Below are 15,995 nucleotides of genomic sequence, written 5' to 3'. Positions count from 1 at the left end.
TCAGGAGGATTTATAGATGAAAAAACTGGAAAGAGGAATCATGAATGTGACGGGATGCTTTTTAGCAGCCCTGATGTTCCTGATGATGGTTGATATATTTGCCGCTGTATTAGTGCGGTACGTATTCCATACGGCACTTAATTTTTCAGAAGAACTGGGCCGGTATGTGTTTGTATGGATTGTTTTTATCGGTATGGCCAGATGCATTGCCGCAGATAAGCATGTTGCCTTGGATCTTCTTCCCGGATTTTTAAAGGGAAAGTCCGGAAGAAATTTATATGCTGTCATCTACATATTCAGCGCTCTTTTTTTCTCAGCCGTTACCTATGCCGGGATTAAGCTGTGCGAGGTCGGTGAAAAACAGAAAAGCGCTACTATGAGAATCCCTATGAATTATATTTATTTATGTATTCCTATATGCGGAATAATAAGCCTCTTTTTTATACTTTTAAAGTTATACCGATTATTTAGAAAGGGGGATCAGAACGCATGATAGGTGTTATTCTGTTTGCATTATTTTTTGTTTTCTTATTTATGGGACTGCCCGTAGGTTTTGCTTTAGGAGTCAGTTCACTGGCGGCAATCGGACACGCCGGTTATCCGATTACGGTTCTGGCCCAGAGAATGTTTACCGCAGTAGATTCTTTCCCGCTGATGGCGATTCCATTGTTTATGCTTGCGGGAGCTTTAATGAGCCACGGCGGTATCACGAAGCGTATCATTGATTTCTGCCTCTGCTTTGTCGGCCCGATTCGCGGCGGGCTTGCCATGGTCGTGGCAATTACCGGTATTATTATGGGGGGAATATCAGGTTCCGGCGTCGCGGACGCCGCAGCCATAGGGGCAATTATGGTGCCGGAGATGACAAAAAGAAAGTATGAAAAGCCATTTTCAGGCGCGCTATGTGCCTGCTGCGGTTCCATCGGGCTTATTATTCCTCCATCAATCGCGATCATTATCTACGCCTGCACGGCTAACGTATCGATAGGCGATTTATTTATGGCGGCGTATGCTCCCGGAATCTGCATTGGAATGGGATTTTTAATTTACTGCTACGTCATCGGTAAAAAGAAAAACTATCCGAAGGAGAATGCCGTCAGAAAAGATGAGATATGGAGACGATTTAAGAGCGCGGTTTGGGCACTGATGATGCCGCTGATTATTGTATTTGGAATCAGAGGCGGGATTTTTACGGCAACTGAGGGAGGCGCCATTATCTCGGTGTACGGACTGCTTGTGGGGATGTTTATATATAAAGAAATTAAAATCAGGGATTTACCCGGGATTCTTCTGGAGGCGGCAGAGAGCAGTGCCACCATCGGGACAATCATTGCGGCTACGACCCTGTTCAGCTGGCTTCTGACCAGCGAGCAGATTCCGGCCAAGATCACCAACTGGATGATAGGACTGACCGATAATAAATTTTTGCTTCTTCTGCTTATCAATATACTGCTTCTGATTACAGGAATGTTCATTGACAGCGGACCGGCCATTATGCTTCTGGCACCAATTTTGTGTCCGGTTGCAACATCCATTGGGGTAAATCTGGTTCAGTTCGGCCTTATTATGGTTATCAACCTGACCATAGGACTTCTGAGCCCTCCGGTAGGGACGGCTATGTATGTGGGATCCAATGTTTCCGGGGTTCCCATCCCCCAAATCAGCAGGGCGCTGATACCATTTATCGGAATTATGTTTATTGTCCTGATGCTTGTCACCTACATTCCGGCTTTCACAGGCTGGGCCTACTAGTTCTGCAGCCTGTTTTAAATTTATAACAGTAAAGGAGATAGTTCATTGAAAAAAAAATTAGATCACATTCTTTTGGGATGTGTGGCAGACGATTTTACAGGCGCCTCTGATGCGGCTTCGTTTCTTGCCAAACAGGGAATCAAAACACTTCTGTTTAACGGAATTCCAAAAGATACCGAGGTTGTGCGTGACTGTGCGGCGGTTGTTATTGCCCTGAAGACCAGGAGTATTGCAGCCTTAGACGCAGTGCGTGATACTCTGGCAGCTCTTGAGTGGCTTAGGGCGCATGGTGCAAAACAGTTTTACTTTAAATATTGTTCAACCTTTGATTCGACCCCTGAGGGAAATATAGGTCCCGTTATCGATGCTGCGCTGGAAAAATATGAGATTCCATATACACTGCTCTGTCCGTCACTTCCGGTTAACCGCAGAATTGTAAAGGATGGGGTTCTGATTGTGGATGGAAAGCCTATTGCCGAAGGTCATATGGCACATCATCCCCTCAACCCTATTTGGGCATCGGAGCTTGCCGCCCTGATGAAGCCGCAGGGAAAATATCCCTGCATGATAATCGGTGAGGAGCTGCTTTCATGTACCGAAGAAATGATTATGGAGGAAGTAAAAAAGTTTAGTGAAAATAACTCTCATTTCTATATCATTCCGGATTATACAACGGATAATCAGGGGCAAAAGATTGCAGAAGTATTTGGAAAGGAACGTCTGCTGACAGGCGGATCAGGGATTTTGGAGCATCTTGCCGCCCAATACAGAGAGGAATATGAATGTCAGGGCGAGAATATCCTTCCGACCTGGACGGAGGGGAAGGGAATTGCACTTTCAGGAAGCTGCAGTACCGCCACATGCCGACAGTGCAGAGCCTACCGGGAGAATAATCCGGCGATTGCCGTTTACCCGTCCGAAGGTCTTCGCGGAGTTCAGACTACAGAAAATATATGGAATGAGATATTGAAAAATCCGGATAAGGAATTTTTAATATACAGTGCAGGTGCCACGGATCCGGAAAGCAGGAAATATGCGGACGAGTCCCAGGCTGCGGCGGCATCGGAAATATTGGAAAAAACTATGGCGGAGCTGGGGAAAAAGGCATTTGATGAAGGATACACCCGCATTATTGTTGCAGGGGGCGAAACCTCGGGAGCCGTAACTCTGGCCCTTGGTTTTGATGCCTTTATAATAGGTGAAAGCATTGCCCCGGGAGTCCCCGTATTGATTCCGCTACACAACCAGAACATTCGTATGGCCTTAAAATCCGGGAACTTTGGTCAGGATGATTTCTTCTCAAGAGCATTTGATATGACGAAAGTACAGGAAACAGGGGAGCTGAAAAGACGGCTGTCCGATGCGTGCTGGATTGGGAGGAGTCTGTTTGAAAGAAACAAAACCTCAGGCTCTTCAGCAAATATGAGCTTTTTATATAAGGATCGTGTTTACATTACGGTGGGAGGCAGTTGTTTTGGCTGTTTGACGGAAGATTCCTTCGCGGTGACAGACAGAAACGGCAATGTACTCAATGGGAAAAAGCCCAGCAAGGAGCTTCCCCTTCATCTTGCAATGTATCAGAAAGCAGAAGGAAAAGTACAGGCCGTGATCCACGTTCACAGCTTTTACAGTGTTCTGTGGTCCTGCCTTCCCCACAAGGGAGAGGAAGATGATGTAATTCCCGCCTATACGCCGTATTTGGGAATGAAGCTGGGAAAAGTACGTCTTGTTTCCTACGAAAAACCGGGAAGCGAAGAGCTGTTCTCAGAATTTTCCAGACGGACCGGCAAAGAAAATGGATATCTTCTCGCACATCATGGTCCTGTTGCAGGGGGAGACAGTCTTATGGATGCTTTTTTCAATTTAGAAGAATTGGAAGAAAGTGCCCGGATTGCATGGGAGCTGAGGGGAGCAGGAGCGGCTAACCGAATTAACAATTAAAGCATAATTCAGCCGCTGTCTGCTCCGTCGCCCTATTTATTTTCCTTAACAGGAATACTTCCGGACTTTTTTATTGCCAGTTTGGAGCAGGCCGGTCCGATTATTTCATACAATAAACCGCTTGATAAAATGATAGTGGACAAGAGTGTTCCGCTGTCAGACGGGAGCATACGCTGGCCGAGTACGGCAAGTCCGATTGATACGCCGGCCTGGGGGATTAATGCCAGTCCAAAATACCTGCGTATCTCAGAGGAAGCGTTGGTGATAATGGCGCCAATCGTGGAGCCGACATATTTTCCGGCAATACGCACCAGAAAATAGACGAGTCCAATCATTCCGGCCGCTGCCAGGCTGGGAATAGAAAGACGCATTCCGGAAAGTACAAAGAAAATCACAAGCAGCGGGGGCGTGAACTGATCTATCTGTTTGAATAAATGTTTATTGCCGCTGGTATTAATATAGGCAGTACCGGTGGCCATACAGGCTAAGAGCGGGGATACATCCATGGAGGAACAGATTCCCGCCACGCCCATGATGCAGACACAGGCAAGGACGAGGCTGTGGTCTTTGCTGTGTCCTCTGTGGATTGCATAGCTTAACAGAATTCCTGATAATACACCAAGCGCAAGCGCTGAAATATTGAATATTATTGGTAAAATAATTTGTCCGGCAGAAATATGACCGGTTTTGGAACCAGCCTGGACAAATGCAGCACAGACGCTGAAGGCTATCAGGGCTACGGCATCATCTAAAGCTACAACCTGAAGAATCGTATCAATAAAAGGCCCCTTAGCTCTGTACTGCCGGATGGTCATGATAGTGGAGGCGGGAGCGGTTGCACAGCCGATTGCACCCAAAAGGAGGCTGAATGACAGGGAGAGTCCCATAAGAAGCATGGCAGTGGTAATAAAGAAACCTGCTATCAGGGCTTCAAACAGAGTCAGGATTACCATATTTTTTCCATTTGCTTTTAATGCTGAAAGTTTAAAATATTTTCCGACTCCGAATGCAATGAAGGCCAGGGCCAGATCCGTGACAAAATCCATCTGTTCAATGAAGTCCGGAGCGATTAGTTTTAAACACCATGGGCCGATGATAACGCCTGAAATGATATAACCGGTGACATCGGGCAGACGGAGGCGTTTGGTAATGCGGGTCAGCAGAAAACCGGATGCAAGCATGATTGCAATGTTCAATATAATACCTGCTTCTCCTAAATTTGATAAGAATCGTGCCATATAATCACTCCTTTCTTCAGGCAGAGGGTGTTTCTTTGTTCCTCTGCTATTTGAACAAAATAAGTTTTATCTTTGGCTTGATTATAGTAGCTTTTACCAATAAAATCAAATGTTATTATTTAAGACGCACGCAGTCATCCCGATTGCTCGAGAGCGTTTTTTATTTCTCCGTCCGGCACATCCATCGGATATGTTCCGGTAAAGCAGGCCGTGCAGAGCGCAAGGCCGCCCGCCATTTCATTCAAATCCCCGACCGGCATATACCCCAGGGAATCGGCTCCGATTTCCTGCCTGATTCCGTCTACGGAGTGGCTGTATGCGATGAGCTGCTTGTTGGAAGGCACATCGGTTCCAAAATAACAGGGATATAAGAAGGGCGGAGAGCAGATTCTTACGTGAACCTGGATAGCGCCAGCCTGTTTCAGCATCCGGATCAGGTTCTTGATTGTCGTGCCGCGGACAATCGAGTCATCGACCAGGACAATACTTTTTCCCCTGACAGCCGGCTCAAGAATGCTCAATTTGATTTTCACGCTGTCTTCACGCTCTTTCTGGTTTGGCTTGATAAATGTTCTTCCGACATAGCTGTTTTTGTGGAAAATCATTTCAAAGGGAATCCCGGATGCCTTTGCATATCCCATGGCGGCTGTAAGTCCCGAATCAGGCACGCCTGCAACCAGATCCGCCTGTACGGGATAAGAGCGGGCGAGAGCGGCGCCACCGCGCAGCCTGGACTCATAGACGCTCACGTTATCAATCCGGCTGTCCAGTCTGGCAAAATAGATATATTCGAAAACGCAGTGTGCATGAAACTCCTGCTTCAGGCTCATATCGGAGTGCAGACCGTCCCTTGTAATCGTAACAATCTCCCCGGGGGCGATGTCCCGGACAAATTCGCCACCGGCAGCCTGGATTGCGCAGCTCTCGGACGCAATCATCCATTTTTTTTTATTCCTGCCCAGGCAGAGCGGCTTCAGTCCGAAGGGATCGCGGACACCAATCAGCTTTCTGGGACTTGTGATGACCAGACCGTAGGCCCCTCTGATTTTCGCGGCAATCCGTTTGATGGCTTCCTCCACGGTGGGAGTGCCGAGCCGTTCCTTTGCAATGTAAAAGGCAATGACCTCAGAGTCAATTGTCGTCTGGAATACGGCTCCTGTCTCTTCCAGCTCTCTGCGAAGCTGCGCTGCATTGACAAGGTTTCCGTTATGAGCCAGAGTGAGAGTCCCCTTGATATACTTTAATACGAGCGGCTGGGTGTTTTCCAGGGTACCGGCACCGGTAGTGGCATAGCGGACATGGCCGATGCCGATGTTCCCTGTCAGATTTTTGAGGGTTTCCTCTGCAAACACCTCATTAACCAGCCCCAGCCCCTTGTGGCAGAGGACCAGCCCTTTCGGCCCCGCGGTATCGCTGACGGCGATTCCGCAGGATTCCTGCCCCCGGTGCTGCAGGGCGCTGAGACCGTAGTAAATATCCGTGGAAACGCTGCCGCCCTCCGGAGCATAGATTCCAAAAACACCACACTCTTCTTTGATTCCTGTCTGTATTTCTAATGGCTGCATGACCTTAAATCCTCCCTGAATCATTGTCACTTAATCACTATATGGAAAAAAGAAGCTTGTCGTAGGTCGGATACGTGAGGAAGGATTCGGGAATCAGGGCCTCCGCTTCATCCACAAAGCTGCGCAGCCCGTTCATTTTGGCAAGTACGGTATAATTAAAATACCTTACTTTTTCCATGGAATCTCCGATTGAATCGGCGCCGGCAATGACTGACTTCAGTTCTTCGGTCATTTCTGAAATAGAAGTATGAAGCCGGGCGAGGGTGCTTAACAATTTTTCCTGGGAGATGACAGGCGCTGAGGGGAGAACCTTTTTCGTTTTTTCCGTCGCTTCGGCAATTGTTTCTATGTATGAGAGCAGGGAGGGCAGGAACGTCTTGTACATCATGGAACACATTGTTTTGGCCTCAATATTGATTGTCTTCACATAATTTTCCTGCATAATCTCATAGCGGGAGAAGATTTCTTCCCGGGTAAATACATGGTGCTTTGTAAAAAGAGCAATATTTTTTTCTGCAATGAAACAGGGGAAGGCGTCGGCACAGGCCGGAAGGTTAAACAGGCCGCGCCGGCCGGCTTCCTTTACCCAATCCTCCGTATATCCGTTGCCGTTGAAGACGATTCTCCGGTGAGCCCGGATCACCTCCTTTAAGAGGGTGTGGATTTCCTCCTCCAGCTTGCCGGCCGGGACTTTTTCCAGCCGGTCGGCGAATGCTCCGAGCGAATCGGCAACCGCAGTATTCAGGATTACATTCGGTCCGGATACGGAGAGGGAGGAGCCCGGCATGCGGAATTCAAATTTATTGCCGGTAAAGGCAAACGGGGAGGTCCTGTTCCGGTCGGTCGTATCCTTTATAAAGTGGGGCAGCACTTTCGGACCGGCGGTCATGGTAACCGTCTCCTTTGCCTCCGATTCGGCATCTGCCTCAATAATATCAAGGACAGAGGCCAAATCGTCGCCGATGAACATGGAAACGATGGCAGGAGGAGCCTCATTGCCGCCTAAACGGTGATCGTTGCCCGCGGTGGCCACCGATACGCGGAGTAGATCGCCGTATACATCCACTGCCTTCATTGTCGCTGCTAAAAACAGCATGAATTGCAGGTTTTTCGCCGGCTCCCTGTCCGGATCCAGAAGATTGACCCCGGTATTCGTGGAAAGAGACCAGTTGTTATGCTTTCCGCTTCCGTTGATACCCTCATATGGTTTCTCATGGAGAAGGCAGACAAGGCCGTGCTTTTCGGCAGTCCGTTTCATTACTTCCATGGTCAGCTGGTTGTTGTCAGCAGCCAGATTGGCAGTCGTGTAAACGACGGCCAGCTCGTGCTGTGACGGCGCTACCTCATTGTGCTTTGTTTTGGCCGGGATGCCGAATTTCCACAGCTCTTCATCCAGCTCCTTCATAAAAGCAGAGACACGGGGCCTCAGGGCGCCGAAGTAGTGATCGTCCATCTCCTGGCCCTTGGGGGCCGGCGCGCCGAATAAGGTTCTGCCACAGAATTTTAAATCATTCCGGCTATTGAATAATTGTTTATCTACAAGGAAATATTCCTGTTCAGGACCGACGGTCGAGTAGACACGGGTGACGTCTTCATTGCCAAATAGCTTCAGCACTCGGAGCGCTTCTTTGTTTATGGCTTCCATCGAACGCAATAGAGGTGTTTTTTTATCAAGGACTTCTCCGCTGTAAGAGCAGAAGGCGGTGGGGATGCAGAGCGTGCCGTCTTTAATAAATGCGGGAGAGGTGGGATCCCAGGCCGTATAGCCCCTGGCCTCAAAGGTGGCTCGAAGGCCGCCTGAGGGGAAACTGGATGCATCAGGTTCGCCCTTGACCAGCTCTTTTCCGGAGAAATCCATGATTATTTCGCCATTCCCGGCCGGGTTGATGAAGCTGTCATGTTTTTCGGCAGTAATGCCTGTCATCGGCTGGAACCAGTGCGTAAAATGAGTGGCTCCATTTTCCACGGCCCATTCCTTCATTGCGACCGCAACGGCGTTAGCCACATCCAGTTCCAGATGGCTGCCTGTCTCGATTGTTTTCCGGAGGGCCTTGTAGACATCTCCCGGGAGTTTGTTTTTCATGATTTTGTCGTTGAATACAAGACTTCCATAAAGCTCGGGAATACATTTTTTCATAATCGTGTCTCCTTTCAGATTCAGTGCCGTGCAGAACCTCTGACCGCCCTGCAATTGAATGAAAAAAAGGCACTCCGGTTATACCGAAGCGCCTTTGCTTTTCTAATATCAGTAGTATACATAAATAAAACAGAATGTCAATATATTCCTTCTATGTTTTTAAAAAAACTCAGAATATCCGAAGGCGTTCCGACTGGTCTGTGTTCAGCACTTATCCCGATTTACTCAACCGTCACTGATTTAGCCAGATTTCTTGGTTTGTCTACGTCAAGGCCTCTGCCGAGAGATACATAATAGGCGAAAAGCTGGAGCGGGATAATTGCCAGCGAACCGGAGAAATAACGGTTGATTTTAGGGATATAAACGGTAAAGTCAGATACTTTTTCTATTTCCGTATTATCCTCATTAGTCAAAGCCATCACAAAAGCTCCTCTGGTTTTAACCTCCACAACATTGCTGACTGTCTTCGGATAGAGGGCTTCCTGGGTCGCGAGAGCCACTACAAGCGTTCCTTCCTCGATCAGGGAGATTGTGCCGTGCTTTAATTCGCCTGCCGCGTAGGCCTCAGAATGAATATAGGAGATTTCCTTGAGCTTCAGGGAACCCTCCATAGAGATGGCATAGTCGATACCGCGTCCGATGAAGAAGATATGCTCGGCGGCCAGGTAACGGTTGGCAAATCTCTGAATCTGCTGGCGGTCCTTTAAGAGTTCCTCCATCATCCCGGGAAGCTGCTGGAGATCGCCAATCATCTGTTCATAGTCGCTATCCGCCAGAGCTTTCCGCACTTTTCCGAATTTCATAGCCAGCAGGTAGAAGGATGCAAGCTGAGCGCTGTATGCCTTTGTGGTAGCGACGGAAATCTCGGGCCCGGCCCAGGTATACATGACATTATCCGCCTCGCGGGCGATAGAGCTTCCCACCACATTGACAATTCCCAGGACTCTCTGGCCGTTGGCTTTTGATTCTCTGAGAGCAGCGAGGGAATCCGCCGTTTCTCCGGACTGGCTTACGATAATGACAAGCGTATTGCGGTCAAAAATCGGATCGCGGTAGCGGTATTCAGATGCCAGATCCACTTCCACAGGAACTCTTGCAATTCCCTCAAATACATACTTGGCCATCACTCCTGTATGATAAGCGGAGCCGCAGGCCACGATCATAATTTTATTAATATTGCAGATGTCTTCATCTGTCATGCCCAGTTCCTCAATGACAACTTCACCTTCCCTGATACGGGGGCTGATGGTGTCACGGATTGCCTTTGGCTGCTCATAGATTTCTTTCAGGAAGAAGTGTTCATAGCCTCCCTTTTCAGCGGCATTGACATCCCAGTCGATGCGGGTGCATTCTTTTTCAAGCGGTTCCTCGTCCACGTTGTAAAATTTAATTCCGTCACGGCTGAGAACGGCAATTTCTTCGTTCTCCATATAAAAAACTTCCCTTGTATAATGAAGAATGGCCGGGACATCGGAGGCGATGAAATTACCGCTTTCGCTGTGGCCGACAATCAGCGGACTGTCTTTCCTGGCAGAGAAGACCTGGCCCGGATAGTCGTTGAAGAGGATGCCGAGGGCATAGGAACCCTCCACCTTCTGCATAACCCTGGTGAGCGCCTCAAGCGGGTTATGGCTGCGCTTGTAATAATAATCCAGCAGGTGAGCCAGTACCTCGGTATCGGTTTCTGATACGAATTCGTAGCCTTTGCCGATCAGGCGCTGTTTTAATTTGCTGTAATTCTCAATGATGCCGTTATGGACAACAATGATCGAGCGATCTTTATTGAAATGAGGATGGGCATTGGTATCAGACGGACTGCCGTGGGTTGCCCAGCGGGTATGGCCGATACCGACGGTTCCGGGGAGCGTGCTTCCTTCTTTTGTAAGATCCTTTAGACGCTGCAGGCGTCCGGTGACCTTATCCATCTTGATTTCTGTTCCATTGTAAACTGCGATCCCGGCTGAGTCGTAGCCCCGGTATTCCAGCTTGCTGAGTCCGTTCAGCAGTATTGGAGCCGCCTGCTCGTCTCCGATGTAACCAACAATTCCACACATATGTTTTCCTCCGTTTTTTGGTTCCTGTCTAATGATACAGTAATTGATTTCATGAACAAATTTTTTTACCCGACCGGCGGCGGAAGGTTCTCAGACCACGCTTTTATCCCTGTCTGGCGGTAAGTATCCGATAAGCCCCAAAAGCGTATCTGATATTATTTATACAGGTAAATTATATGCATAGGCGGCCGGATGTCAACGCATTTAAAAAATTCTTAATAAAAAAAGATGGAGAAAATTCTGGAAATTTCAAAAAGTGCTTTACAAGTTTTCAAAAATGGTATATAGTGATGACCATAAAATTTCATGTAAAGGCAGTGAAGGAGACTCTGTTTTAAAGAATCCGACAGAAAGATGCGGTCACCGGCTGAGAGCCGCGTCAGGAGGGAATAAAACAATAGGGAACACTCCGGAGCCGGACGCCCGAAACAAGCTTCAAAGTAGGCCGTCACGTGTATGCGCGTTAAGCATAAAAGAGAGTGAGAAGATATAAGCGCTGCTTTACTTTTCAAATGCGGGTGGTACCGCGGGAATATCCCGTCCCGGAATGTCGAAAGATGTTCCGGGACTTTTTTTATTTAAACGTCCGGACGGAACATCGAATAAAAAGAAGAAAGCGAGGAAAAGAGATGGAATTTTTAACAGGAAAAAAAGAAAAAGAAGTTCTGGAGCTTAAAAGTCTTTTATCGTATGGGAAGACGGGGCAGGAGGTTAAAGTAAACGGCGCAGTTATGAATATCAGGAATATGGGGGATATCGCTTTCATCATTCTCAGAAAACGGGACGGCGTTTTGCAGACCGTGTTTGAGAAGGGAGTGACGAAGGCTGAGCTTTCACAGCTGAAAGAAGAGACATTTGTTGAGGTGACAGGATTTGTGGAACCCGAGGAGAGAGCGCCTCATGGCGTGGAGCTTCGATTGACAGGCGTGAGGATTCTCTCGCGGCCGGAAGCGCCGGTGCCGATTGCGGTATCAAAATGGAAGATGGGGGCATCCCTGGAAGCCAGGCTGGATATGAGACCTCTAACGCTGAGAAATGTGAGGGAGCGCGCAAGGTTTAAAATTGAGGAAGGCATTGCCCGGGCATTCCGTGAATATCTTCAGGGTGAAGGATTTACGGAAATCCATACTCCCAAAATCGGAGCCAGGGGAGCGGAAGGAGGGGCTAACGTCTTTAAACTCGACTATTTCCACCGGCCGGCCGTTCTGGCCCAAAGTCCTCAGTTCTATAAGCAGATGATGGTCGGCGTATTTGACCGTGTCATGGAGATTGGGCCGGTATTCCGGGCGGAGAAGCACAACACGAAGCGTCATTTGAATGAGTACACAGGGCTGGATTTTGAGATGGGCTATATCGACGATTTTACCGATATCATGGCAATGGAGACAGGTTTTCTTCAGCATATGGTATCACTGCTCAGGACGGAATACGGTCAGGAACTTGGATTACTCAGGGCAGAGCTGCCGAAGGTGGATGAGATTCCCTGTATTGCATTTACGCAGGCGAAAGCGCTGGCGGCTGAAAAGTATGGTACCGTCATTAAAAACCCGTATGATCTGGAACCGGAGGAGGAGCATTTAATCGGACGTTACTTCAAAGAAGAATACGGCGCTGATTTTGTATTTGTCACACACTACCCCTCTAAAAAACGTCCGTTCTATGCAATGGATGATCCGGAGGATCCAAGATTCACCAGGAGCTTTGACCTTCTGTTCCGCGGCCTGGAGGTGACGACGGGAGGACAGCGTATCCATGATTACAGGGAGCTGCTTGCAAAAATTGAGAAAAGAGGCATGGATACGGAAGGCATGGATGATTATTTAAACACATTCAAATATGGCATGCCTCCCCACGGAGGACTGGGAATCGGCCTTGAACGCATGACGATGCAGCTTCTGGGTGAGGAGAACGTGAGGGAAGTGTCGCTGTTCCCGAGGGATATGAGCCGTCTCGTACCATAAGCTTGGCAGGCGGCGGGCAGGGTAAAGGAGAAAAGGAAAGAGGGAAAGAATATGGCAGTTAAAATAGACGATAAAATAATAGAATACGTGGGAATCCTGGCAAAGCTGAATCTTTCGGAGGAAGAAAAAAAGAAAGCCGGTGAGGACATGAGCAGAATGCTTGAATATATTGACAAGCTGAATGAACTGGATACCCGGGGAACAGCTCCTATGACCCATATCTTCGATATAAGCAATGTTTTCCGTGAGGATGAGATTACAAACGGGGATCAGTCCGGGGAGATGCTGTCCAATGCGCCCCGGCAGAAGGATAAGCAGTATCAGGTGCCGCGTACGGTAGAATAGGGCAAACGGCGGGCTGCCGCGCGTTCTATCCGCTGACGGCGGAGAACAGGAGGAAATAATGGGACTTTTAGAATTGACCGCACTTGAGCTGGGAAAACAGATAAAAGAAAAGAAAGTGTCGGTAAAAGAAGCGGTGGAGGCATCCTTTTCCCGAATACGTGAGAGTGAAGAAACGGTTCATGCCTTCATAACGCTGGAAGAGGAAAAGGCGCTTAAGAATGCGGAGGAGGTACAGGCGCGCATTGACGCCGGAGTGCTGTCAGGGCCTCTGGCCGGTGTTCCGATGGCGGTGAAAGACAATATATGCACAGAGGGCATGAAAACAACCTGCGGCTCCAGAATCCTGTACAATTTTGTACCGGCTTATTCGGCACAGGCGGTCACAAACCTGAAGAAGGCCGGAGCCGTCATAGTGGGCAAGACAAATATGGATGAGTTTGCCATGGGAAGCACAACGGAGACTTCCTGGTTCGGGCCTACTGCCAATCCGTGGAACAAAAAGCATGTTCCGGGCGGTTCATCAGGCGGTTCCTGTGCCGCCGTGGCATCCGGCGAAGTGTTTTATGCACTTGGCTCCGATACGGGCGGTTCCATCAGGCAGCCCAGCTCCTTCTGCGGTGTGACCGGGATTAAACCTACCTATGGGACAGTTTCGCGATACGGTCTGATTGCGTACGGTTCTTCTCTGGATCAGATAGGGCCGGTGGCAAGGGACACGGCCGACTGCGCGGCTGTCCTGGAAATCCTGGCTTCCCACGACAAAAAGGACAGTACTTCGGTGCCGAGAAAGGACTATAACTTTACGGAGGCGCTGACAGGCGAGGCAAAGGGAATGAAGATTGGGATTCCTTCTGATTATCTGGGCGAGGGCCTTGACGATGAGATTAGAACAGCAGTGCTGCAGGGGGCAGAGCTTCTGAAATTCCAGGGGGCTGAGGTGGAGTTCTTTGATCTGGGGATGGTGGAATATGCGATTCCGGCCTACTATGTCATTGCATCCGCAGAAGCCAGCTCCAACCTGTCGCGTTTCGACGGCGTGAAGTATGGGTACAGGACCGGGGAGTATGAGGATCTTCATGAGATGTATAAAAAGAGCCGCTCGGAAGGATTTGGGACAGAGGTCAAACGCCGCATCATGTTAGGCTCATTCGTATTGAGCTCGGGCTACTATGACGCTTATTATCTGAAAGCGCTCCGCACGAAGGCGCTGATCAAGCAGGCTTTTGACAGGGCATTTGAGAAGTATGATATCATTCTGGGACCGGCCGCCCCGTCTACGGCTCCGGCTATGGGGGAGAGTCTCTGCGATCCCCTGAAAATGTATCTGGGTGATATTTATACGGTATCAGTCAACCTGGCCGGTCTTCCCGGCATCAGCGTTCCGTGTAAAACCGATGAAAAAGGACTGCCGATCGGGCTGCAGATGCTTGCCGACTGTTTTGAGGAGAAGAAACTGTTTCGGGCCGCGTCGGCCTATGAAAAGGCACGCGGCCGGTGGGAACTCCCGATTAGCGGCTGCCGGCCGGATAAGGAGGGAAAATAAATGAAGAAGCAGTATGAAACCGTCATTGGTCTGGAGGTTCATGTGGAGCTTGCCACGAAGACAAAGATATTCTGCGGCTGTTCCACCGCATTCGGAGCCGCTCCCAACACACACACCTGTCCGGTATGTACGGGAATGCCCGGTTCCCTTCCCGTATTAAATAAGAAGGTTGTGGAACTGGCGCTCTCGGTAGGCCTTGCCGCAGATTGTGAGATTAACAGGATCTGCAAATTTGACAGAAAGAATTATTTCTATCCGGATAACCCGCAGAACTATCAGATTTCCCAGCTTTATCTGCCGCTCTGCCATGACGGGCATATCACGATTGAGACTGCTTCTGGCAGAAAAGATATCAGAATCCACGAGATTCATATGGAAGAAGATGCGGGCAAGCTGATTCATGACGAATGGGAGGACTGTTCCCTGGTCGATTACAACCGCAGCGGGGTGCCTCTGATTGAGATTGTATCGGAACCCGATATGCGCAGCGCGGAGGAGGTTATTGCTTATCTGGAGCGTCTGCGTCTTCTGATTCAATATCTGGGAGCTTCCGACTGCAAGCTTCAGGAGGGCTCCATGAGGGCCGATGTGAATCTTTCTGTCCGTGAGGCAGGAAGTGACGGCCTCGGTACGAGGACAGAGATGAAAAACCTGAACTCCTTCAAGGCTATTTCCCGTGCAATTGAGGGAGAAAAACTGCGGCAGATAGAAATCCTGGAGGCCGGGAAGCGTGTTATCCAGGAGACGAGAAGATGGGATGACAACAAAGAGTATTCCTTTGCGATGCGCTCGAAGGAGGATGCAAAGGATTACCGCTATTTCCCGGATCCGGATCTTTTGCCGGTGGTGATAGACGAAGAGTGGATCAGGGAGGTCAGAAACTCCCTGCCGGAGCTTCAGCCGGAGAAGATGGAGCGCTACCAGAAGGAATACGGTCTGTCCGGGTATGACAGCCGCATTATCACAGAATCCAGAAAACTGTCCGATCTCTTTGAGCAGACAACAGCCCTGTGCGGCCTTCCGAAAAAAACGGCTAACTGGCTGATAGGCGAAACCAGCCGGCTGATGAAGGAAAATGCGGTGGAAGCCGACCAGCTTATCTTCTCACCGGGACATCTCGCTTCGCTGATCAAGCTGACGGAGTCGGGGAGCATTAATACAACAATCGCAAAGGAAGTATTTGAAAAAATCTTCAAAGAGGATATTGAACCGGAACAGTATGTGAAAGAGAACGGACTTCTGATGGTAAATGATGACAGTATCCTGGAAGAGACGATAGAAGCCGTCCTGGCGGCAAATCCGCAGACCGTTGAGGAATACAGGAGCGGAAAAACAAAAGTCATCAGCTTTCTGGTTGGCCAGGTGATGAAGCAGATGAAGGGGAAGGCGAATCCCGGGAAGGTGAATGAGATTTTGGGGGAGAAGCTGGAGATTTAACTGAGGTTTGGAGGACGCGTCC

General features: G+C 49.1%; 11 protein-coding genes and 1 other annotated feature. Of the genes, 7 read left to right on the top strand and 4 right to left on the bottom strand.

Going from position 1 to position 15,995, the window contains the following annotated elements; translation table 11 throughout:
- Window positions 1-16 precede the first annotated feature (16 nt).
- Genes CLOSYM_RS08570 through otnK form a run of 3 tightly spaced genes read left to right on the top strand, consistent with a single transcriptional unit; the run spans window position 17 to window position 3,693 of the window.
- Window positions 17-493, top strand: coding sequence for a TRAP transporter small permease (locus CLOSYM_RS08570; RefSeq protein ID WP_003506915.1), 477 nt, complete (start codon window positions 17-19; stop codon window positions 491-493).
- Complete coding sequence (locus CLOSYM_RS08565; protein ID WP_021641818.1) at window positions 490-1,752, top strand: TRAP transporter large permease; 1,263 nt, start codon at window positions 490-492, stop codon at window positions 1,750-1,752. The genes CLOSYM_RS08570 and CLOSYM_RS08565 overlap by 4 nt, the downstream gene beginning before the upstream one ends.
- Before the next feature lie 45 nt (window positions 1,753-1,797).
- The gene (gene otnK / locus CLOSYM_RS23830) at window positions 1,798-3,693 is read left to right on the top strand and encodes a 3-oxo-tetronate kinase (protein ID WP_021641817.1); all 1,896 of its coding nucleotides are present in this window, start codon (window positions 1,798-1,800) and stop codon (window positions 3,691-3,693) included.
- Window positions 3,694-3,725: 32 nt separating this feature from the next.
- Here the strand turns inward: otnK and CLOSYM_RS08555 are convergent, their stop codons facing one another.
- From CLOSYM_RS08555 to glmS, 4 genes are all read right to left on the bottom strand, one after another.
- Window positions 3,726-4,931 (bottom strand): cation:proton antiporter, encoded by a 1,206-nt coding sequence (locus CLOSYM_RS08555; RefSeq protein ID WP_021641816.1) that lies wholly within the window; start codon window positions 4,929-4,931, stop codon window positions 3,726-3,728.
- Between the two features lie 134 nt (window positions 4,932-5,065).
- Window positions 5,066-6,496, bottom strand: coding sequence for an amidophosphoribosyltransferase (gene purF / locus CLOSYM_RS08550; RefSeq protein ID WP_044902276.1), 1,431 nt, complete (start codon window positions 6,494-6,496; stop codon window positions 5,066-5,068).
- Window positions 6,497-6,533: 37 nt separating this feature from the next.
- Entirely contained in the window at window positions 6,534-8,633 is a 2,100-nt protein-coding gene (locus CLOSYM_RS08545; protein WP_044902275.1) for a glutamine synthetase III family protein, read from the bottom strand.
- Between the two features lie 221 nt (window positions 8,634-8,854).
- A complete protein-coding gene (gene glmS, locus CLOSYM_RS08540) occupies window positions 8,855-10,687 on the bottom strand; it encodes a glutamine--fructose-6-phosphate transaminase (isomerizing) (RefSeq protein WP_021641813.1) in 1,833 nt (610 codons plus the stop codon).
- A gap of 308 nt (window positions 10,688-10,995) precedes the next feature.
- Window positions 10,996-11,235 (top strand) — a binding site (T-box leader).
- Between the two features lie 81 nt (window positions 11,236-11,316).
- Here glmS and aspS point away from each other — a divergent pair.
- The 4 genes from aspS to gatB are packed head-to-tail and all read left to right on the top strand — an operon-like array spanning window position 11,317 to window position 15,973.
- Window positions 11,317-12,648 (top strand): aspartate--tRNA(Asn) ligase, encoded by a 1,332-nt coding sequence (gene aspS, locus CLOSYM_RS08535; protein WP_044902278.1) that lies wholly within the window; start codon window positions 11,317-11,319, stop codon window positions 12,646-12,648.
- Window positions 12,649-12,699: 51 nt separating this feature from the next.
- Window positions 12,700-12,993, top strand: a complete 294-nt coding sequence (gene gatC / locus CLOSYM_RS08530; protein ID WP_021641809.1) for an Asp-tRNA(Asn)/Glu-tRNA(Gln) amidotransferase subunit GatC — start codon at window positions 12,700-12,702, stop codon at window positions 12,991-12,993.
- Window positions 12,994-13,051: 58 nt separating this feature from the next.
- Window positions 13,052-14,536: an Asp-tRNA(Asn)/Glu-tRNA(Gln) amidotransferase subunit GatA gene (gene gatA / locus CLOSYM_RS08525; RefSeq protein ID WP_021641808.1), complete on the top strand. Its 1,485-nt coding sequence runs from the start codon at window positions 13,052-13,054 to the stop codon at window positions 14,534-14,536.
- Window positions 14,537-15,973 carry an Asp-tRNA(Asn)/Glu-tRNA(Gln) amidotransferase subunit GatB gene (gene gatB / locus CLOSYM_RS08520; protein ID WP_021641807.1) on the top strand — a complete coding sequence of 479 codons (1,437 nt, stop codon included), beginning with the start codon at window positions 14,537-14,539 and terminating at the stop codon, window positions 15,971-15,973.
- Window positions 15,974-15,995: the final 22 nt, after the last annotated feature.

The organism is [Clostridium] symbiosum ATCC 14940 (assembly GCF_000466485.1).
Taxonomy (GTDB): Bacteria; Bacillota; Clostridia; order Lachnospirales; family Lachnospiraceae; genus Otoolea; species Otoolea symbiosa.
The sequence above is the reverse complement of the archived record's forward strand: the minus strand, read 5'-3'. Positions and strand labels throughout refer to the sequence as shown.

Coding starts and splice junctions, on each gene's coding strand:
- CLOSYM_RS08570 (WP_003506915.1), top strand. CDS start 17: ATGAAAAAACTGGAAAGAGGAATCATGAATGTGACGGGATGCTTTTTA.
- CLOSYM_RS08565 (WP_021641818.1), top strand. CDS start 490: ATGATAGGTGTTATTCTGTTTGCATTATTTTTTGTTTTCTTATTTATG.
- CLOSYM_RS08555 (WP_021641816.1), bottom strand. CDS start 4,931: ATGGCACGATTCTTATCAAATTTAGGAGAAGCAGGTATTATATTGAAC.
- purF (WP_044902276.1), bottom strand. CDS start 6,496: ATGCAGCCATTAGAAATACAGACAGGAATCAAAGAAGAGTGTGGTGTT.
- CLOSYM_RS08545 (WP_044902275.1), bottom strand. CDS start 8,633: ATGAAAAAATGTATTCCCGAGCTTTATGGAAGTCTTGTATTCAACGAC.
- glmS (WP_021641813.1), bottom strand. CDS start 10,687: ATGTGTGGAATTGTTGGTTACATCGGAGACGAGCAGGCGGCTCCAATA.
- aspS (WP_044902278.1), top strand. CDS start 11,317: ATGGAATTTTTAACAGGAAAAAAAGAAAAAGAAGTTCTGGAGCTTAAA.
- gatC (WP_021641809.1), top strand. CDS start 12,700: ATGGCAGTTAAAATAGACGATAAAATAATAGAATACGTGGGAATCCTG.
- gatA (WP_021641808.1), top strand. CDS start 13,052: ATGGGACTTTTAGAATTGACCGCACTTGAGCTGGGAAAACAGATAAAA.
- gatB (WP_021641807.1), top strand. CDS start 14,537: ATGAAGAAGCAGTATGAAACCGTCATTGGTCTGGAGGTTCATGTGGAG.